The organism is Candidatus Izimaplasma bacterium HR1 (genome assembly GCA_000755705.1).
Lineage (GTDB): Bacteria > Bacillota_I > Bacilli_A > Izemoplasmatales > Izemoplasmataceae > Xianfuyuplasma.
In genome coordinates this window covers 495230-514717 of the sequence record CP009415.1, presented here as the reverse complement: position 1 = coordinate 514717, position 19488 = coordinate 495230, and the positions used below count along the sequence as shown (strand labels likewise).

The following is a 19488-nucleotide window of genomic DNA, read 5'->3' as shown; positions in this document are numbered from 1 at the left end:
CCACCTATATTATTTGTCTGTCTTTAACGACTAATTTTCCATTCTTAAATACATCTTTGGTATGATTTACTCCAAAGTGATACATAATATATTCTAAGTTAGAAGCATCCATTATTACGATATCAGCATTTTTGCCTTTTGCAATACTTCCTACTTTTTCTTTTAATCCGAGACCATAAGCTGGATTAATTGTAACTGCAGTTAAAACTTCTTTTGGTCGTAATCTCATTTTATTACAACCTAATTGCATTGAGAATTGCAAGTTTTCTGAAGGAGAACTACCTGGATTATAGTCACTTGATAATGATACAATGCACCCTTCATCAATCATTTTACGAGCGTTAGCAAAATCCTTATTTAGATAAAATGATGTTGATGGCAATAAGTTAGCCACAGTTTTACTTTTAGATAACTTTTTAATATCTTCATTACTTGCAGCAATTAAATGATCAGCACTTGAAGCATTTAATTCAACTGCTAAACCTAAACCACCCATCGGATGAATTTCATCTGCATGTAATCTTACAAAGAAACCTAGTTTTTTTGCGGCTTCAACGATTTTCCTTGTATCTTCTAAGTTATAGACACTATCTTCACAAAAGACATCTACGCTTTCAGCAAGGTCATTATTTCTTATTAAAGCCATATCTTTTATAACTGCATTTATATATTCATCTTTATTGTCTTTGTACTCTGTTGGAACTGCATGCGCTCCAAGGTATGTTGAGATAACATCTATTGGATGTATCTCATTTAGTTTCTTAGCTACTTCTAATTGCTTTACTTCTGTTTCATAGTTAAGACCGTAACCAGATTTTGCCTCCACAGTAGTAACTCCGAGTAACAACATCTCATCTAATGATTTACGAGCTTTTTGAAATAAAGTACCAAAATCACTATTTCTAGTAGCTTCCACTGTACTAAGGATTCCACCACCTTGTTTTAAGATATCTAAGTATGGCACTCCTTTGATTTTTTTACCAAACTCATGTTCTCTACTGCCCCCATGTACTAAATGGGTGTGAGAATCAATTAGCCCCGGTATAACTATACAGTTGTGTGCATCATGAAGATAAGTAGTATCACTTAGATATTTAGAGTGATTACCTTTTCCATAATCAATTATCTTACCTTTTCTAATTGCGATGAAAGCATCTTTAACACTTTCTAGCTGACGCATTTCTTTACCACGATGAGCTAAAGAACGGTGTGGTGTAATAATTTCCTTGATATTGTAAATTATTGTATCAGCAACCATAAAAGACCTCCTTAGATATTTGCTTCTATTATTTTTGATTTATCAAAATCTCTAAATCCAATATACTCAATACTGTATTTAGTTATTTCTTCTAATGACATATCTTCATTGAAATCTCTTCCTTCTACTTGGAAGTAATATTTAATCGTCTTTAATAAGGCTGTTTTAGGGATTAAACCAACTAATTCACATGAAGGTACATTAATATTATATCTTCTAGCTTCCATCTTAACCGCTTCTAATACACGGTAAATTGGATTCTTAGTATAATCCAAGATATTCATCGTAACTTGCGTGTGTCCTCTTGATTCTAAGAATACAGGACCGGCTTGAATAAAACGATATCCTCCACTACTAAAACGAATAGTTCTAGCAATAAACCCAGTTCTTTTAGTATTTTCTGTATCCAAATCAATGTTGTAAGCAATTAAAGGAATTCGAGCACCAACACCAATAACCCCAAATGTTGGATGAATTTCTGCATTACCATAATCAGGATACCATTTTTCTAATTTGATTTTTTCTTTCATTCCTTCAAATTCACCTTTACGGATATTAGGTAATTTAACTCTAGCTTTAATGTTTGCTGCTTCAGCATACATAAAGATAGGAATAGAAAACTCTTCATTTATCTTTTTAGCTACCGTGTTTGCATATTCAACACATTCATCCATTGTTGTATCTTGGATTGGAATAAATGGTATTACATCTATTGCACCCATTCTTGAATGTTCTCCTGTTTGGTGATTCATATCAATTAGGTCTAAACACTTTTTGGTAAAAGGTATTAAAGCTTCAATGATATCATTAGGGTTTCCAAGCAAAGTTACTACAGTTCTATTATAATCTTTATCTGGTTCATAACTAACTAACTTAAATCCTTCTTTATTCTTTAATACACTTACAATTTCTTCTACTTTTTCTAAATCTCTTCCTTCACTAAAATTAGGAACACATTGTACTATTTTCATTATTTACCACCTTTTACGTAATTCTTGTTAACTAAATTACTAACAAGTTCTTCTTCAGTTAAATATGGAATTGTAATTTCCGAATTATTATCCAAGTTATTATACTCTTTTGCAGTTGATATAGCATTTTCATTACGAGCCCAAGAACGTCTCGAAACTCCACCCATTACATCAAACAGCATTGCGTTTTCTAGAATTTCGTCAACTCTTTTACTTCCGTCCAATACCATTCCATAACCACCATTAATTACTTTACCAATTCCAACTCCACCACCATTATGAAGTGCAACTAAACTCATACCTCTTGAGGCATTTCCTAGGGCTACATGAGTAGCCATTTCACTCATAACGTTTGAACCATCTTTAATATTTGAAGTTTCTCTAAACGGTGAATCGGTACCACCGGTATCATGATGATCTCTCCCTAACATGATTGGTCCAACTTCATTATTTCGTACCATATCATTAAATTTAAGGGCAATTTTTAATCTTCCATATGCGTCTTGATATAGAATTCTTGCTTTTGTTCCAACAACTAAATTGTTTTTTTCAGCATCTTTGATCCAGTTATAATTATCTAAATCTTGAAATCTACGATCTTTATCAATTTGATCCATAGCAGCTTTATCAGTTTTTCTTAGATCCTCATCGCTTCTAGATAGACATACCCATCTAAATGGTCCATATCCATAATCAAATAAGATAGGCCCCATGATATCTTCAACATAACTTGGCCAGATAAATCCATCTAAGTCATTATTACCATTTGCACAGATATCAGTGATTCCACTATCATAAATAGCTTTCATAAAGCTATTACCATAATCAAAGAAATATGTTCCATTTTTAGAAATTGCTTTGATTGCCTTATAATGTCTTTCTAATCCTAAATCTATTAGTTCCTTAAATTTATTCTTATTATGAGCAAGCAATTCAGTTCTTTCTTTGAAAGTAATTCCCACTGGACAATATCCACCTTCATAAACTGCGTGACAACTAGTTTGATCACTTAGTAAATCGATATGGATATTTTCTTTAACAGCGTATTCTAGTATTTCCACAATATTACCACTATAAGCGATAGCTAATGGTTTTTTATTTACCATATATTCTTTAGCTTTATCAAATGCTTCTTTTGGCGTGTTTGCAACATATGATACCCAACCTTGGTTAAATCTTGTTTCGATTCGAGATGGATCTACTTCGGCTATAATACCTACACCACCACTAATCTCAACTGCTTTACCTTGAGCACCACTCATTCCTCCTAAACCAGAAGTAACAAATAATTTACCAGCTAAATTCTCGTTTTCAGGTATTCCAAGTTTACTTCTACCTGCATTTAACAATGTTGAATATGTTCCATGAACAATTCCTTGAGGACCGATATACATCCAACCCCCTGCAGTCATTTGTCCATAATTAGCTACACCTAATTGTGCCGCTCTATTCCAATTATCACTATCATTAAACTGCCCTATCATTAAACCATTACTTAAAATTACTCTGGAAGAAGTTTTGTGTGATTTAAACAATCCTAGAGGATGTCCAGACATAACAACTAGAGTTTGTGTATCATTCATTTCTTCTAAATATTTCTTTACTAAATGATATTGCATCCAGTTTTGCATAACTCTTCCTGTTTCACCGTAGGTAACTAATTCGTAGGGATATAAAGCTATCTCATTATCAAGATTATTATCAATCATAACTTGGAAGGCTTTCCCTTCCACTATTTGTCCCTTGTAATCATCAATTGGTTTACCAAAGATTCTTTCAATGGGACGGAATCTATATCCATATATTCTTCCTTTAGTTAATAATTCTTCAAGAAATTCTGGAGCTAGTTCATTATGCCATTTCTTAGGGACATATCTTAAAGCGTTCTTTAAAGCTAATTTAGTTTCATCTTTAGTTAAAACAAATTCTCTTTTCGGAGCTCTTCTTATTCCTTCAACAAATGGTTTTTTCTTAGGTAATTCTGAAAAAATATCACCTAAGTTATATTCTCTTTGTTCATTCATTTAAATCACCTCTATTTATTAAATACATATTCAAATAATTCATCACTAGTAATCAATTCTTCAACTTTATGAATATGAGGATACATTATTACGTCATTGTCAATAAATGGAATATATTCTCTTACTTTAGTATAAGCCTTTTTAGTATATTTACCTAAATTATGAGCCTTTTTTAAATCAATAGCTTGGCAAGCAGTAAATATTTCCATAGCAATTACTTTACGAGCATTCCCTAAAATAGAATTTGCTTTTCTAGCACCAATTGTACCCATACTTACATGATCTTCTTGATTAGCACTACTAGGAATTGAATCAACACTAGCAGGATGAGATAATACTTTATTTTCGCTTACAAGTGAAGCTGCGCTATATTGTACTATCATAAACCCACTATTTATTCCCGGATTCTTAACGAGGAAAGGTGGAAGTCCATTACTTAAACTTGGATTTACTAGTCTTTCTAAACGTCTTTCACTAATATTAGCTAATTCACTTATTGCAATACCTAAGTAATCAAACGGTAATGCTAAAGGTTGCCCATGAAAATTACCAGCACTTATTGCAATCCCATCTTCAGCAAAAATGATAGGATTATCAGTAACCGCATTCATCTCAATTTCAATTTTCTCTTTAACGAATTCAATAGCATCTACGGTAGCTCCGTGTACTTGTGGAGCGCATCTTATAGAATAAGCATCTTGAACACGTTCTTCACCTTGACGAGTTATATTTTCGCTTCCTTCAAGTAAAACTTTAACATGAGCAGCTACATTAATTTGTCCAATGTGACCTCTTACTAAATGAACTCTCTCATCGTAGGCATCAATAATTCCGTGTAGAGCTTCCATAGTTAAGCTTAAACTTAAGTCAGCTAATTTAGCTAATTTAGTTGTGTCATATAATGTAAAAGCCCCAACACTTGTCATTGCTTGAGTACCATTAATCAAGCTTAATCCTTCTTTTGCCAAGAGGTTTGAGATTGGTGTTATTTCTGCTTTATTAAAAGCATCAATAGTGCTCATTCTTTCACCTTTATAAAAACATTCACCAAGTCCAATAATCGGAAGACTCATATGAGAAAGAGGTGCTAAATCACCACTAGCTCCAAGACTACCTTTTTCAAAAACAACTGGACATACATTTTTATTCAACATCTCAACTATTTTTTCTAATACTTCAATTCTAATACCACTATTTCCTCTAATCAAAGCATTAACTCGTAAAAGCATCATCCCTCTAACTATTTCATCAGAAAATGGATTTCCTACTCCACAAGCATGAGATTTTAATAGATTCTCTTGTAATTTACTAACATCTTCTCTAGAGACAGACATATCACTTAATTTACCAAATCCAGTATTTATTCCATATACTGGTTTCTCACTACGTACAACATCATGTACATATTGGTGTGCTTTTAAAACGAGTAAACGCTGTTCCTCACCAATTGCCACTTCTTCCTTAAATCGAGAAATTTCTATAAATTTCTCGAGATTTAAACCTCTACCATTTAATGTTATCATTTTGGTCACCTACCTTGTAATAATATTATACAGTAGTGAAAGCGATAACAAAAGAACTAAATGGCCTATTTTAGCACTTTAGTCCGGTAAAGCGATAAAGTGTTATAGAATAAAAAAAGACAAAATAATCTATTTTATTTTGTCTTTTAATGCATAAACTTCAGGTAAATATATATCCATTTTGGCTATACTAAAATCATTCTTCCTAACAGAAATAATTGAAGTATTTCCTTTAGCTTTCAACTCATTATTACTAGTTACTAATTCATGAGAGAAATCAATTCTCACTTTAGTAATTTTCACAATACTAGTAACCACATAGATTTCTTCACCAAGGCGAACACTTTTAAGATATGTGCAATTTACATCTCTAACAGGGAAGATAAAACCTCTATTTTCAATTTCATAATAATCTATTCCAAAAGCTTTTAACATCTCAGTACGACCTTGTTCAAAGAACGAAAAATAGTTAGCATGATATACTACACCCATTTGATCACTATCACTGTATCTTAGTTCTAATTTCTTTTTATGTATCATATTATCACCACTTACTTATTGAGTTACAAATAGATTTGTCTTAACGTTTTTAGCAGGTCTCCAAACTTCTTCACCGGTTAAAAACTGGGTATATAGAGGAGTATAAGTTAAAACCCCATCAACTCTATGAGATTGGAACAATGTGAGTTTTTCAACTTCGATTTCCTCTTTAAAATAAGGTAATCCTCCTGCCACAGCTCCATTATTAAAGATAACTTTTTTAGCAATTGTTACATGTGGTCTAAATTTACGTAATTCTAGTGGGAACCCACTTCTATTTGTTTCTGTGTCAGTTATTTTATGTAGTCTCGCAAATTCTTCTTTTCCACGAGTAATTCCCACCCAAACAATGTTTGTGGACTTCTTATTAAAGAAACCTAAATCACCTATTTTTATAGAAAAAGGTGCAGTATTTGAGCAAATGTCATCAATACACTGACATAGATCTTGATACTCACCATTATATATTTCACCGATATATTTTACAGTGAGATGGAAATTATTGTAATGGGTAAAATTCCCATTATAAGTGGTCGTTTTAACAATATCTTGGACTTCCTTAAGATATCTTTTGACTTGGTCTTCAAACTCTATGGCTATAAAAACTCTCATCGAACCACCTCACTATATAATAATTATAGCACAAAAAAAGGATGCTTGAGCAACCTTCTTAATTTTTATAATCTTATCTCGATATAAACTCCATAATGATCACTAACTCTATTCTTATTGAACAATACTTCTCTTCTTAATACTTCTAATTTCATGTTCGCAAACAAATAATCTATCCTAGTTTCACCTTTATGAAGATCCATATCTTTAATATGAGTAGGTTCAAATAAGAATTTTGGATTGCTTCCAAATAGATCTGATAATCCTCTATTAATAATATAACTATACTCTTTAGTTTTTGGAGAAACATTAAAATCTCCAGCTATAAGAAGTACATGATTATCATCAACATGTGTAAGCAAACGATCTATTTGGTCTTCAAACACTTCATATTTGTCAGACCAACCAAGATGTGCGCTAACTAAAGATATTTTCTTATCCAACCGATGAATGTCTCCTTTAATCATTTTTCTTGTTCTCCAATAATCATAATCTTGAGATTTAGATATGTAGTTTCCTTTCACATCATAAAGAATATGTTTAGAAAGGATAGCTACCCCTTCATCATATTTGTCAAAAGAGTGTTTAATTGTATCAAAGTAGAAATAATATTCTTTCCCATTTTCTTTTAGTAGTTGCTGAAGTTGATATCCATAATTAGATTCTTTTACATTCTCATAAACGGTTTTAGAATCAGTATATTGTGCTACTTCCTGTAGAAATATAATATCAACATCTTTCTTCAGGATTTCTTCTATGATAAATATTTGCTTTTCTTTTATATTATCTTCTTCTAAACAGTGAAGGTTTAGTGTAAGTAATTTAAGACTTCGCATCTCTTATTACCTTATATATATTCTTTATAACATCAGTAGCCGTCATAGACTCTTCTCCGTATTTATGAGAAGCCAATTCTCCAGCTTTCGAATGTATTAGTACACCAATTTTTGCAGCTTCTAGTGGAGAGTATCCACGACCTAGTAAACTCGCAATAATCCCAGACAGAACATCTCCAGTACCTGCTGTAGCCATCCCAGGATTACCATGAATGCTAAAGTATGATTCTTCGTTGTTTGTAATAATTGTGCAAACTCCTTTTAAAACCACAGTTAGATTATATGTATGAGCAATGTTCTTAGCAAATAAAACTGGTTCTTGTTTAACATCCTCGATATCTATGCCCAGAAAAGTTGCCATCTCTTGGTTATGAGGAGTTATAATTATATTCTTTCTGGTGCTATATTCTTTCAATAATTGCTTTAAGTAGAATATCCCGTCAGCATCAATTATTAATGGAATATCTAAGGAAAGTAAGTAATTCAGAACATCTAGATTCACTTCATCGTTTTGTCCTAAACCTGGACCAAATATTACTGCTGATCTTTTACGCACTTGTGATGGAATATCTTCTATTCCAATATAAGTATTCACCATAACTTCTGGATAAATGTTATGAATATGATGTAAGTACTTTTCGTTATATGAAACAGCTGACAACCCTGACCCAGTATATAAAGCAGATATTCCTGCTAATAACGGAGCTCCCATCATTCCTTTAGAACCACCAATAGTTAAGATGTTACCAAAATGATACTTATGAGAATTCTTAACTCTTTTGTTTAGTTTGTTTTTCAAATATGATTTGTGAAGTAAAACTTGTGGTTCTTCGTATAATGTTTGCAAGATTCCGATATCTAATAAGTGAAGTTGTCCTGAATAATCTAAGGCATCATTAAGAAGATTACCTTGTTTATAGTTTTGGATAACAATTGTATGATCAGCTTTTACAGCTGCTTTCATGACTAATCCGTTATCTGCATTTATCCCAGAAGGTAAATCGATGCTAATAACTTGTGCATAGCTACGATTAATTATTGTGATTACTTTTGAGTAATAATCTCTAACATCGGAGCTTAGTCCTATCCCAAATATTCCATCAATAATAATCGTTGCAGTATCAACTAAACTTGTGAAAGCATCAATGTCTTCTTCGCTAGATACATAAGTTATGGCAGTTGTTTTAACTTTGAGAGTTTCTAAAGCTTCTTGATTTTCCACAGATTCATTTTCTAAATTACCAACAATAATAACATTAGGAATAATATTTTGTTCTAAAAGCGACAATGCTATGACTAAAGCATCTCCTCCGTTATTACCTGTACCGGCAATTACTAAAATAGAATCTGTACTAGAAAACATATCATTTATCATTAAGTAGTTTGAGATACTCCTACCCGCATGATTCATTAATTCATAAGATGTCATTTCTTTTTCTTTGAGTGTTAGTTTATCTAATAGACGCATTTCTTGAGCGCTAACTATTTGTAGATCTCTCATAAAATCACCTTCTCATCTATATTATATCATATTTGTAAATAATATAAATTTACTGGTAATTATATAAAGCAAACCCAGTCTATATTAGACTGGGTTTGCTAATTTATAAAGGTGGACTTTAGTGAGAGTTTAGGCTTCACTCTCTTCTTCATCTTCGTTCTCTTCTTCATCTTCATCATCGAAATGTGAATTTGGTTCTTGTTTTTCAGTATGCTTTTCTCTTCCAGCTTCTTGGATGAAGTATTCATAAGTGATATTTCCTTCTTCATCTACAACTTCTGTAATTCTAACCATACCTTTTACACCATCAACTTCATATTGAAGTTTATAAACTGTACCTTCTTCTTCTAATTCTTTTTTGAAGGTATATTCATCTTCACCATCTGTAATTTTGACTTTTGTTTCATTATTTTCTACTTCAATTTTCAATGTTACTCGTTTTTCGATTCCATCAATTGTTTGTTCAATGTAGAACTTAGTTTCAAATTCACCATCTTCAAGTTCATTTTTATAAATTATTTTAATTGTATCTTCACCATTTGTAGCGATTAATACCATTTTTGTTTCGTTATCTTCAGTATCTACTTCATCATCGTCTTCAGAATCTAAATCCTCAGTATCTACTTCATTATCGTCTGAGGTATTACGATTTCCATTGGTATTTTCCTCATCATCTTCATCGTCTTCTTCTTTGTGACTTTCTGGTTTATCTTCTTGATTATGTTCATATTCTTTGATGTTATCCATAACTTCAAACTCGTATTCAACATCACCAATAACAATAATACCTGTCATTTCATTAGTTACCTCATCAATATTGTAATAAATAACATAGACTTCTTCATTTACAGTAAATGTAAGTTTGAAAGCATATAATTCATTATCACTTTCTTCTTCTAATACACTACCAAAACTTTCTACACCATTATCGATTAGAGCTTTTAAACGATCGATATAAACATTTACTTCGTCCAATTCTCCCTCTATAACTGTTGTTGGTTCTGCAACCCCATCAGTAGCACTTAAGAATGACATGTTAGAAGCAACAACTGCTTCTGTACTGAAATCTAAGAATCCTGTTGATAAATATGATAAAGTAGCAAGGCTTTCTTCACTACCTAGATCTGCTGCTAAAATTTCTAAATTTTCGTTGTCTGCTGTTGTACATCCACTTAGTGTGAATGCAGTTATTAATGCTAGTCCTATAAATAATAATTTTTTCATATAATTCACTCCTTTGATAATATATACAACTCAACTTATTTTTTTTCTCCTAAATTAAATATATTTTATTTTTTTCTTCCATTTTATTTCCGGTTTTCCCATTATTTTCACCATTACCACTATCATCCTCATCATCCTCATCGTCTTCTTCATCCTCGTCATCGTCTTCATGTTCGTAGTTAGGTCTACCATGTTCTATTTCTTTTTCATTGCTTCCTTCTTTGATTTGATATTGATAAACAATATTACCATTAACATCAACTGATTCAGTTATTATTGCTTCTCCTTCTATCCCGTTGATTTTGTATTCTAATTTATATTGGTATTCAGAGCCTTCCATTTCTTTTTCTAATCTATATTCGTTTTCGCCATCTTTAATTTCAATTTGATATTCATTTTCTTCTAGAGACACTTTAATTTCTTGTTCTTTTTCAACATTATTGATTCGTTCATGAATTTGGTATTTTCTTTCAATTTCATTCTCATCCTGCTCTGAAACAAATTCTATATGAACGTAATCATCACCATTTACGGCTTCTAATTCTAATTTTAATTCATCTATTGATTCTTCAAGTTTGCCAGTTACATCATATGTTACTCCACCAACACTAAGTGTTCCGGAAAATGTATTATTGAGGAATGTAACGGTTAAAACATATTCAATTTCTTGAATTGAAAAAGTTATAATATGAGTATTTGGATCATCTTCTGAAATTGTTGTAGTTATTGAGTTTTGAAATAAATCATCCTCTAAGAAGACACGTAATGTATCAAAATATAGATTGATTAATTCATCATTGTCTTCAAACTCAGTAGTTTCATTATCAGCCGTAATAATAATATTATTATCTAACAACATCATATCGGTGTTACTTAAGACAATGTTTGAACCAATAAGACTAGTTGTTAAATAAGTAACTTCTGCAATTCTTTCTGATTCATATGCGTTAATAGTTACTGGTGTTCCAGGGGTGTTAGTATTTGGTATTACAAACATAACTACTAATGCAATGATTAAAACAAATGTTGATAATAACATTGTTCTGGTTCTTGTAAAGAATGGTTGTCTTGTAGTTTTTGGTGCAATTGAACATAAAACAAAATCAATTGATTTATCTCTTGATTCATTCATTCTTGTTTCGTCAATTCTTCTATTCATTTTAGTCATTAGTAGTCACCTCCTCTTTAATTTTTTCGACACTTGTTTTTAAAGCTTTATATATTGTTTTCTCGGGAATTTCTAATGTTAGCCCTATTTCTTTAACTGATAAGCCTGAGAAATAATGTAGGATTAATATCTTTTGGTGTTTTTCTGATAATCTCATTTTCATTACTTTGATGATTTCTTTTATTTGCTGTTCCTTAACTATTTCTGCTTCTATATCCAAATCATCCTCTATAAATGTTGTATCTAGTTCATTACCAGATTTCCGTTTATAGCTTGATGATTTCAAATAATTTATCGTATGATTAGATGCAATGCGGTATAACCAGGTTCTAAATGATGATTTCCTAGAGTTATATCTATTAAGATTATTATAAACCTTAATGAATATCTCTTGAATTAGATCTTCGGTGTCATCGTAATTACCAAGCATGTTGAAAACAAACGAGAACATCTCATTGTGATATTTAGTCATTAAGCTTCCAAAATGATCAATTTTACCTTGTAAAACATTGTTGATGACAACGATATCTTCGCTCATTTGCATCATCCTTTCAGTAGTATTATACCATTTAGGTGTTTGGATATCTAACAAATGAAGTCCTACATAAATATATACAAACTAACAAGTCTTTTTTCTCAAAAAAAAAGAACTAAAATTTAATTTAGTTCTAAATTGAGCATGACTCATCGCTACAAGTATGTCCTTCATCGGCTCCACTTAAATCTTCAAGTGGTTTCTCTTCTTCCCAAAGTTTTTCCAATGATTGTGTGAAGTATTCAATAGGTTGTGCTCCACTAATTCCGTATTTTCTGTTTAATACAAAGAATGGAACACCTTGAACTCCGATTTGCTTACCTTCGTTAATTTCGTTATAAACTTGATCACTATATTTTTTTGATTCTAATACTTTTCTTGAATCCTCTTCACTTAATCCCACTTCACCAGCAATAGTAACTAATGTATCAATGTCTGCAATATTTAAACCATCAGTAAAATATGCTTTCATCAGTCTCTCAGTTATCATTTGTTCTTTATCGAACTGGTTAGCCCATTTAGCTAAGCGATGTGCATCAAAACTATTTGTCATTTGAATATTTTCATAATCATATGATAACCCGACACTTTGTGCTTGTTCATTAAACATAGTAAATCTTTGTTTTGCTGTATCTGTACTCATTCTGTGTCCTTTTGCAAAACTTTCTACAGGACTCCCCTTCATAACTTTCGGGGCATTAGGATTCAATTGATAAGCCTTATATACAACTTCAATTTTATCCTTATGTGGAAAATTCTCTAATGCTTTTTCAAAACGTTTTTTCCCAATATAACAGAATGGGCATGCAAAGTCACTCCATAATTCTACTTTCATAATAACACTCCTTTTTCATTAACATTTATATTATGGATTAAAATACAATATATATCAAATAGTTTGCTTACAAACTATTAAAAGTAGTAAATTTATTATTCTTTTTGTATAATGAAAGTGTATAGGAGGTAATTTGATGAAGAAAAAAAATAACATTTATTTAATCCTTACATATCTATTTTTTATTTATCCACCATTTATTTGGGGACTTGTATTAATCTATCAAGAAGGTAATTACGGGGAAGAACACATTGTTAGTTTATGGATTAACTTAATACTGATTGCTGTAATAGCAGCTATATGTGTACTCTTAATATATAAGAATAAAATCCATAAACCAAAAGGTAACGAGATTAAGCATCTTATTTTTGGTTTAATAGGTAATATTGTAGTGTATTTCTATACATTTCAAAATCTAATGAAGATTGATGATTATATCTCAATTTACTTAATTTTATTAATTGTTTTAGGGGTGCATTATTTGTTAATATCTAGAAAGATTGTTGCCAAAGAACTATGGCTTTTAATGCCAATATTCTTGGCACTAGATTTAATTCACCTAATTGGAACAGGTTGTGGATTCACTGATGGTTGGCAATGTTACCAATCTGCAAATACAGTTTTTCAATACATAATTTATTCAATCATGATTTTAGTTTCACTAGGCTACTATGCATATAGATTATATTTACTAAGACAATGGGATATTTTAAAATATATCACTTTGGCACTAATTATTGCATTGTCTATAGTATTCCAAAATGAAGATTGGATGGAAGAGAAACTATCATTAACCTTGATGATTGCTTTACCATTCTTTACGATTGTTGATTTTATCATAACAATCGTAAACAAAAGATACACTCATAAAATGCTATTCCATTATCTAAGGTTATATGCTATCTTTGTGATTTTTTCATTCATGGGAGCTTTTGATTTTTTCTATGGTGAAGCCAATTTTGATATGTTAGCTTTGATGGTAACTATAGCTTATATCTCATTGTTTATTATCATCTTTAGGTATCTACTTAAAGTAGATCATACTAAAAGTATAGTTATGGAAAAAGGTATAATGTTTGGTGTATGTAACGAAATTCATCTCAAGTTAATAAAGGAACAATTTGGTGAAGTAAAAGCTGAATATGTCTCATTAGAGATTAATGATTATTCACTAATAGCAATGAAAGATAAAACAGTTGTAGGTTTTATCTCAACTAAATTGAACCCTCTTTTAGAACCATTGTGTGAAGTAAACGAAGCCTTTGTTGAGATTCTTGAAGTTCATCCTAATTATCAAAAACAAGGTGTTGCATCAAAACTTATCGAAAAAACAGAGAAATATTTTAGAAGTGAAGGAATATCACAATTACGAGCATGGGCGCTAAATAATAATCCAAATTATATTAACTTATGGAAAAAATTTGATTATTGCTTATCACCTACAAAAATTCATATTAAAGAGCAAAATAAATACTTAGATGGATATCACTTTATTAAAAAACTTTAAGGAGGTATATTATGAAAGTCACATTTTTAGGACACTCAGCCTTACTAGTTGAGGACAAAAATTTTAAAGGCTTGATAGATCCTTTCTTAACAGGTAATCCGTTGTATAAATCAAAAAAAGAACATACAGAAGGTATAACTCATATTTTTATAACTCACGCCCATGGCGATCATGTTGGAGATGCAGTAAAAATAGCACTAGATAACAAGGCAATCATTATCAGTAATGCTGAAATAGCAAACACAATAAAACTAGACAATCCAGAAATAGAGACTCATGCCATGCATATTGGTGGTAGATTTGAGTTTCAATTTGGGCAGGTTAAAATGACACCAGCACTTCATGGTTCAAGTTTTTTCAAAGATGGAAATTTCTATGATGGTGGTAATCCTGGAGGATTTTTAATTGATATTGATAATAAAAGTTTATACCACGCTGGAGATACTGGTTTAACTTATGATATGAAGTTATTAGAAGATGAAGAAGTTGATTTAGCATTTCTACCAATAGGTGGGAATTATACAATGGATATAGATGATGCGGTTAGAGCTGTTCACTTTATTAAACCTAAAATAACAGTCCCAATGCATTATAATACCTTTGGACTAATCCAAGCAGACCCTACATATTTTGTAGCAAAGCTACCTGATTTTGTAGTAAAAATATTGAAACCAGGTAAAAGTATAACCATATAAAAAGGAGCTATTAAGCTCCTTTTTTATTTAATACCCGAAATATATTTTGATAATTCACTATCCATAAAAACAAGTTCAATAGATAAAATTAATCTGTTATCTGGATCATTATGAGCAAATCCATATACTAATAATTCATTTACATAGTTTGATTCAAAATATAGTTTAGCATTATTAATGTCACTTAAATTATAACCAGATTCTAAGCCATATGTCTCCAAAGTTATATCAGTGTTTTCTAAGTCACCTTCAAACATCTTATATGCAGTTACTTTTCCATAACCACTTAGTTGAACATCGAACTCATAATCTTGCATTATTGGGTAGTTACCTAGATAAAGATAATGATTCTCTAAAATATATTCAACAGTACTCCAGTTTTCGACACTTAACATGTTCCAAGATAATTCATTAACAGTCGGGTTATTATCCTTAACATTTATATCTGCCTTCAAAACTCTGTGTCCATCATCAAATAGTTTTACCCGGTAATCTTCTAATAAATCATTTTTAATATCATAAGATACAAATGCTTTAAACTGATGAATATAATACTCAATCGTTTGTCTAATAAATTCTTGATTAGAATCTAGAGTACCTTTATACATGAAATATTCTTGGTCCTCATAAGAAGTGTACTCATATACAAATGATCTTGTTTCAGGATAATAAAGTTTATCTAAGATATAATCACGTCCATAAACTTCGATTTTCCTATCAAGTATTTCTCGATCATTTGCAATATCATAAACTGTCATATATTTAACCATTGATACAACACCATCTATTTTGGTTAACTCATATCTATGACTCATAGCAACATCTAACTCAGATATATGTTCATAATATTCTATCTTCAATACTTCATTATCATAGTGAACACAAACAGTTTCGGTAGAGATAGTCTCGTTATAACATGTGTTATAAGCAAAATTATCTATTTCGTTGACTGCTTGCTTTACAAATATTAGATTACTAAATGAAGTGTAATAATCATCATATTCGATGTCTACATTATTTGTGTTTTTTAAATCATAATTAAAGAAACTAGCTTTTGTATAGGTGATTTTTTCTCCTACATCATCTAAATTAGTGTCAAAATAATCATTTAACAAATCATTATTTTGAAGATAGAAATCAATTTCACCTAAAACAAAATTCTGAGTAATCTCTGAATCAACTTCATTCCCACAACTACTTAATAATATAGTTAGGAATACTAGCATTGTTATGTTTAATAATTTCCTCATAATATCACCTTTAACAAGTTGTTTTAATATAATCAGCAATTATATCCGCAGTTAGTTTAGCACCCTTAGAATTTAAATGTACACCATCTAGAGTTAAATGCAATCCTCGCTCATCACTTTCCTGATCTGCGAGTTGGTTATTAACTAAAACCGCTGCATCCATTCCTGTTCTAAACAACGATTCAGGAATGTAATCTACTACTTCTTTATCTTTAAGATATTCAACAAAAGCACTATAGACATCCAAGTAATCGATATGGGGATACTCCTTCAATATATCTTTTATTACTTCGATATACTCTTTAAGTTCCTCATTCCATTTACTTTTCAAGTTTTCCCCAAATAGTAGTGGGGGAATAATAACAACTTTTCTGCATTTAGTATCAAGATATTTAATTAAATCATAATATAGAGCTCTGAACTCGACATTATCTTTACTCCAATACTGTCTTCTTAAAGCTTTCATAACTTCATGTTTTCTATTTATTTTGGAATAAACATCGTTAACCCCAATGAATACAAAAACTAAATCGTACTCTTCAAGATGCTTAATTTTTTTAATCCTTTTTAATAAACTGTCTACGGTGTCGCCACCTTTACCGTAATTGGTTAATTCATATGAATCAAGATCTTGTAAAAGCATTTCAAAATAAGATACTTTTGGTACCCCTTTTGTAATACTATCTCCTAAAAAAGCTACCTTCATAACCTCAACTCCTAAAAAATACCTAAAATATCCACATCGTAAGTAATAAGTAAAAATAAATATACTCCTATCAATATCCAAATAGCACCTGCTATTCTTGTAAATAGGATAGAGCTTTTAGTAAAATCCTGGCTAAACTCTGACAAAGACTTTCCTGTTGAAGGTTTGTAGTCTTTAAGTGTCTGAACTAATTTTGGATTCAGGATAAAAAGTGTTCCTATAATACTAAACATAATTAAGGGTATAAACCCCATATTTGATGCAAGTAACATATAACTCCTCCTAATAATTTCTAAATCAATTATATCATATAATCTAATTGTAGTATAAGCATACTAAAAAAGAAGCCAATTTGGCTTCTTTTTTTCTTATATCTTTCTTAAATCTACTATAATATTCCCTTTTTTATGTCCAGTACGAACATGTTGTTGTGCTTTAGTCATGTCCTTAATATCAAATATCTTTTCAATAACTGGTGTTATTTTTTTATTAATAAGTAATCCTTCCAAATAATCTAAATCTATATTTTTCAAGTTAGGTTTTCTAAGACCTGTTGCTGCAAATAGTGATTTCTTATTCTTTTGTTTAACTTTGAATAGTGCTTTTAACATTGCTGGTAAATCAGGTACTGTGATTAGGTATGAACCCTTTTCAGTTAAGATGTTTTGGCATTCTATAAATGAAGATTTTCCAACAGCATCAAAGATTATATCATATCTATAATTACTTTCAGTGTACTTTGTTTTAGTGTAATCAATAACATAATCACACCCAATATCTTTAAGAAGTTCTTGATTACTAGTTCCACTTACTCCAGTAACAATAGCTCCATAATTTTTAGCTAATTGAACACCCATACTACCAACGCTTCCAGAAGCGCCAATAATTAGTACTTTTTGACCTTTTTGTATAAGTCCTTTATCTCTTAAAAAAGGTAAAGCAGTAATTCCACCATCAAGTAAAGCAAGGGTGTTTATTGGTTCAACACCTTTTGGTACTTTTCTTATAACAGTAGTATCTTTAACTCGTACATATTCAGCGTATGTCCCTAATTTCATTCCGTTGGTACCATAAACTAAATCACCAATATTGAAATCCTTTACTAATTCCCCAACTTCTGTTACTTCACCAACATACATTTCACCATATACACCAAATTTAGGTCTAATTAGTGAGCTAAACAGTCTAAAAATAAATGAATCACCTTTTTTACTAGTTAAATCTGTCGGTGTCACAGGAGCGTAATGTACTTTAATAAGTAGTTCTTTTTCCCTAGGGATTGGTTTTAATATTTCTCTTATTATAATATCTTCTTCAGTCCCATATTTAGGAACAATACATGCATTCATTATTATATTATTTTTCATTTTCTATTACTAACTTCCCATCTATTTTCTCTACTGTAAATATTTCATCAATTGATTTTTCAAAAACAATTGAAAGTTTAAAACATAATTCAAGTGTCGGAGAATATTGCCTTTTCTCTATAGCCACAATTGTTTGTCGAGAAACTCCTACTTTTTGTGCTAATTCTTTTTGAGTCATTTCGTTATTTAAAAACCGGAGTGTTCTGACGTTATTTGCAATACTCAGTTTTTTCATATTTAAACCCCTTTTCTATAGTAAATAATAGATAGAGTTTCCGATAACACTTCTGTGATCAACCCTGATATTACCATAATAATAAAGAACGAATGATTGCTTACATCAAATAATTGAATTGCAAGAGCAATAATAAAACCTAAGGCGAAAACCATCATTGAGATTTTAGATACTTTCATTTCAATTAGTTTATCTCTTTCATCAACTATATCCATTTCAAGATCAACTTCTTCACCTTTGGCTGTCTGAACAACAGATTCCAAAATATGGAAAATAATCATGATAATAATTCTAGAAATTACAGATATAGGTATAAAGATCAAAATGATGATTGCCCATAATCTAAATATATTTGTTGTATCGAATGCTCCATTCAAGTATTTTTGGTACATTACAACCGCATATATACTCGTTATCACTATTGAACTAATGATATTTGTTAAACTCTTTTTTTCTTGGTATGACATTTTATTTCCTCCTTTTACTTCAACTTGATGTCGAAGTGTATATCTACAATGTATCATAAACTTTACTTGGTGTCAAGTTTACTTTACACTATATTTTAACTATAAATATAAAGCCCTAAGGGCTTTGATTTTTTATTTTACCTGTTATATATCTTTATTAGTCTTCTAAGTAAGTAGACTCACCCGGATACTTAGCCATGGTTGTCTTAAATTTCTTAAACCATAATTTATCAT

The 19488-nt window shown here is 30.7% G+C and carries 20 protein-coding genes; 2 read left to right on the top strand and 18 right to left on the bottom strand.

All coding sequences use genetic code 11. The features are described from left to right. Positions 1-4: 4 nt before the first annotated feature. From hutI to KQ51_RS02595, 12 genes are all read right to left on the bottom strand, one after another. Entirely contained in the window at positions 5-1258 is a 1254-nt protein-coding gene (gene hutI, locus KQ51_RS02650) for an imidazolonepropionase (RefSeq protein ID WP_038468569.1), read from the bottom strand. Positions 1259-1269: 11 nt separating this feature from the next. Then, entirely contained in the window at positions 1270-2232 is a 963-nt protein-coding gene (gene ftcD, locus KQ51_RS02645) for a glutamate formimidoyltransferase (protein WP_038468566.1), read from the bottom strand. Further along, on the bottom strand, positions 2229-4253 hold the full coding sequence (locus KQ51_RS02640; protein WP_038468563.1) for a urocanate hydratase: 2025 nt from the start codon (positions 4251-4253) through the stop codon (positions 2229-2231). Before KQ51_RS02640 ends, ftcD begins: the two co-directional genes overlap by 4 nt. 11 nt (positions 4254-4264) lie before the next feature. Next, positions 4265-5776: a histidine ammonia-lyase gene (hutH, locus tag KQ51_RS02635; RefSeq protein WP_038468560.1), complete on the bottom strand. Its 1512-nt coding sequence runs from the start codon at positions 5774-5776 to the stop codon at positions 4265-4267. Between the two features lie 129 nt (positions 5777-5905). Next, on the bottom strand, positions 5906-6316 hold the full coding sequence (locus tag KQ51_RS02630) for an acyl-CoA thioesterase (RefSeq protein WP_038468557.1): 411 nt from the start codon (positions 6314-6316) through the stop codon (positions 5906-5908). 15 nt (positions 6317-6331) lie between these two features. Beyond that, on the bottom strand, positions 6332-6928 hold the full coding sequence (thpR, locus tag KQ51_RS02625; protein WP_038468554.1) for an RNA 2',3'-cyclic phosphodiesterase: 597 nt from the start codon (positions 6926-6928) through the stop codon (positions 6332-6334). A 65-nt stretch (positions 6929-6993) separates the two neighbouring features. Further along, positions 6994-7764, bottom strand: a complete 771-nt coding sequence (locus KQ51_RS02620; RefSeq protein WP_038468552.1) for an endonuclease/exonuclease/phosphatase family protein — start codon at positions 7762-7764, stop codon at positions 6994-6996. Continuing rightward, positions 7751-9265: a bifunctional ADP-dependent NAD(P)H-hydrate dehydratase/NAD(P)H-hydrate epimerase gene (locus tag KQ51_RS02615; protein ID WP_038468549.1), complete on the bottom strand. Its 1515-nt coding sequence runs from the start codon at positions 9263-9265 to the stop codon at positions 7751-7753. The genes KQ51_RS02620 and KQ51_RS02615 overlap by 14 nt, the downstream gene beginning before the upstream one ends. A gap of 129 nt (positions 9266-9394) precedes the next feature. After that, positions 9395-10489 (bottom strand): hypothetical protein, encoded by a 1095-nt coding sequence (locus tag KQ51_RS02610; RefSeq protein WP_038468546.1) that lies wholly within the window; start codon positions 10487-10489, stop codon positions 9395-9397. A 49-nt stretch (positions 10490-10538) separates the two neighbouring features. Next, the gene (locus KQ51_RS02605; protein ID WP_038468543.1) at positions 10539-11657 is read right to left on the bottom strand and encodes a hypothetical protein; all 1119 of its coding nucleotides are present in this window, start codon (positions 11655-11657) and stop codon (positions 10539-10541) included. After that, positions 11650-12195: an RNA polymerase sigma factor gene (locus KQ51_RS02600; protein ID WP_052609091.1), complete on the bottom strand. Its 546-nt coding sequence runs from the start codon at positions 12193-12195 to the stop codon at positions 11650-11652. The genes KQ51_RS02605 and KQ51_RS02600 overlap by 8 nt, the downstream gene beginning before the upstream one ends. 130 nt (positions 12196-12325) lie before the next feature. Continuing rightward, positions 12326-13027 carry a DsbA family oxidoreductase gene (locus KQ51_RS02595; protein ID WP_038468541.1) on the bottom strand — a complete coding sequence of 234 codons (702 nt, stop codon included), beginning with the start codon at positions 13025-13027 and terminating at the stop codon, positions 12326-12328. Between the two features lie 136 nt (positions 13028-13163). Here KQ51_RS02595 and KQ51_RS02590 point away from each other — a divergent pair, with 136 nt between their 5' ends. Continuing rightward, on the top strand, positions 13164-14534 hold the full coding sequence (locus tag KQ51_RS02590) for a GNAT family N-acetyltransferase (protein ID WP_038468537.1): 1371 nt from the start codon (positions 13164-13166) through the stop codon (positions 14532-14534). 11 nt (positions 14535-14545) lie between these two features. Then, on the top strand, positions 14546-15229 hold the full coding sequence (locus KQ51_RS02585) for a metal-dependent hydrolase (RefSeq protein ID WP_038468535.1): 684 nt from the start codon (positions 14546-14548) through the stop codon (positions 15227-15229). A 23-nt stretch (positions 15230-15252) separates the two neighbouring features. On the opposite strand, the gene KQ51_RS02580 is transcribed toward KQ51_RS02585, so the two are convergent. From KQ51_RS02580 to KQ51_RS02555, 6 genes are all read right to left on the bottom strand, one after another. After that, positions 15253-16479 carry a hypothetical protein gene (locus KQ51_RS02580; protein WP_038468532.1) on the bottom strand — a complete coding sequence of 409 codons (1227 nt, stop codon included), beginning with the start codon at positions 16477-16479 and terminating at the stop codon, positions 15253-15255. Positions 16480-16489: 10 nt separating this feature from the next. After that, the gene (locus KQ51_RS09335) at positions 16490-17185 is read right to left on the bottom strand and encodes an SGNH/GDSL hydrolase family protein (RefSeq protein WP_052609088.1); all 696 of its coding nucleotides are present in this window, start codon (positions 17183-17185) and stop codon (positions 16490-16492) included. A gap of 11 nt (positions 17186-17196) precedes the next feature. Beyond that, positions 17197-17457, bottom strand: a complete 261-nt coding sequence (locus KQ51_RS02570) for a hypothetical protein (protein ID WP_038468529.1) — start codon at positions 17455-17457, stop codon at positions 17197-17199. Positions 17458-17553: 96 nt separating this feature from the next. Continuing rightward, the gene (locus KQ51_RS02565) at positions 17554-18552 is read right to left on the bottom strand and encodes an NAD(P)-dependent alcohol dehydrogenase (RefSeq protein ID WP_052609086.1); all 999 of its coding nucleotides are present in this window, start codon (positions 18550-18552) and stop codon (positions 17554-17556) included. Beyond that, the gene (locus tag KQ51_RS02560; protein ID WP_038468526.1) at positions 18542-18787 is read right to left on the bottom strand and encodes a helix-turn-helix transcriptional regulator; all 246 of its coding nucleotides are present in this window, start codon (positions 18785-18787) and stop codon (positions 18542-18544) included. Before KQ51_RS02560 ends, KQ51_RS02565 begins: the two co-directional genes overlap by 11 nt. 2 nt (positions 18788-18789) lie before the next feature. Further along, entirely contained in the window at positions 18790-19254 is a 465-nt protein-coding gene (locus KQ51_RS02555; protein ID WP_038468523.1) for a hypothetical protein, read from the bottom strand. Positions 19255-19488: the final 234 nt, after the last annotated feature.

What these genes read in the sequence shown, in the direction of transcription:
- hutI (WP_038468569.1), bottom strand. Translation starts at nt 1,258, where the DNA reads ATGGTTGCTGATACAATAATTTACAATATCAAGGAAATTATTACACCA.
- KQ51_RS02640 (WP_038468563.1), bottom strand. Translation starts at nt 4,253, where the DNA reads ATGAATGAACAAAGAGAATATAACTTAGGTGATATTTTTTCAGAATTA.
- hutH (WP_038468560.1), bottom strand. Translation starts at nt 5,776, where the DNA reads ATGATAACATTAAATGGTAGAGGTTTAAATCTCGAGAAATTTATAGAA.
- KQ51_RS02630 (WP_038468557.1), bottom strand. Translation starts at nt 6,316, where the DNA reads ATGATACATAAAAAGAAATTAGAACTAAGATACAGTGATAGTGATCAA.
- thpR (WP_038468554.1), bottom strand. Translation starts at nt 6,928, where the DNA reads ATGAGAGTTTTTATAGCCATAGAGTTTGAAGACCAAGTCAAAAGATAT.
- KQ51_RS02620 (WP_038468552.1), bottom strand. Translation starts at nt 7,764, where the DNA reads ATGCGAAGTCTTAAATTACTTACACTAAACCTTCACTGTTTAGAAGAA.
- KQ51_RS02615 (WP_038468549.1), bottom strand. Translation starts at nt 9,265, where the DNA reads ATGAGAGATCTACAAATAGTTAGCGCTCAAGAAATGCGTCTATTAGAT.
- KQ51_RS02610 (WP_038468546.1), bottom strand. Translation starts at nt 10,489, where the DNA reads ATGAAAAAATTATTATTTATAGGACTAGCATTAATAACTGCATTCACA.
- KQ51_RS02605 (WP_038468543.1), bottom strand. Translation starts at nt 11,657, where the DNA reads ATGACTAAAATGAATAGAAGAATTGACGAAACAAGAATGAATGAATCA.
- KQ51_RS02600 (WP_052609091.1), bottom strand. Translation starts at nt 12,195, where the DNA reads ATGAGCGAAGATATCGTTGTCATCAACAATGTTTTACAAGGTAAAATT.
- KQ51_RS02595 (WP_038468541.1), bottom strand. Translation starts at nt 13,027, where the DNA reads ATGAAAGTAGAATTATGGAGTGACTTTGCATGCCCATTCTGTTATATT.
- KQ51_RS02590 (WP_038468537.1), top strand. Translation starts at nt 13,164, where the DNA reads ATGAAGAAAAAAAATAACATTTATTTAATCCTTACATATCTATTTTTT.
- KQ51_RS02585 (WP_038468535.1), top strand. Translation starts at nt 14,546, where the DNA reads ATGAAAGTCACATTTTTAGGACACTCAGCCTTACTAGTTGAGGACAAA.
- KQ51_RS02580 (WP_038468532.1), bottom strand. Translation starts at nt 16,479, where the DNA reads ATGAGGAAATTATTAAACATAACAATGCTAGTATTCCTAACTATATTA.
- KQ51_RS09335 (WP_052609088.1), bottom strand. Translation starts at nt 17,185, where the DNA reads ATGAAGGTAGCTTTTTTAGGAGATAGTATTACAAAAGGGGTACCAAAA.
- KQ51_RS02570 (WP_038468529.1), bottom strand. Translation starts at nt 17,457, where the DNA reads ATGTTACTTGCATCAAATATGGGGTTTATACCCTTAATTATGTTTAGT.
- KQ51_RS02565 (WP_052609086.1), bottom strand. Translation starts at nt 18,552, where the DNA reads ATGAAAAATAATATAATAATGAATGCATGTATTGTTCCTAAATATGGG.
- KQ51_RS02560 (WP_038468526.1), bottom strand. Translation starts at nt 18,787, where the DNA reads ATGAAAAAACTGAGTATTGCAAATAACGTCAGAACACTCCGGTTTTTA.
- KQ51_RS02555 (WP_038468523.1), bottom strand. Translation starts at nt 19,254, where the DNA reads ATGTCATACCAAGAAAAAAAGAGTTTAACAAATATCATTAGTTCAATA.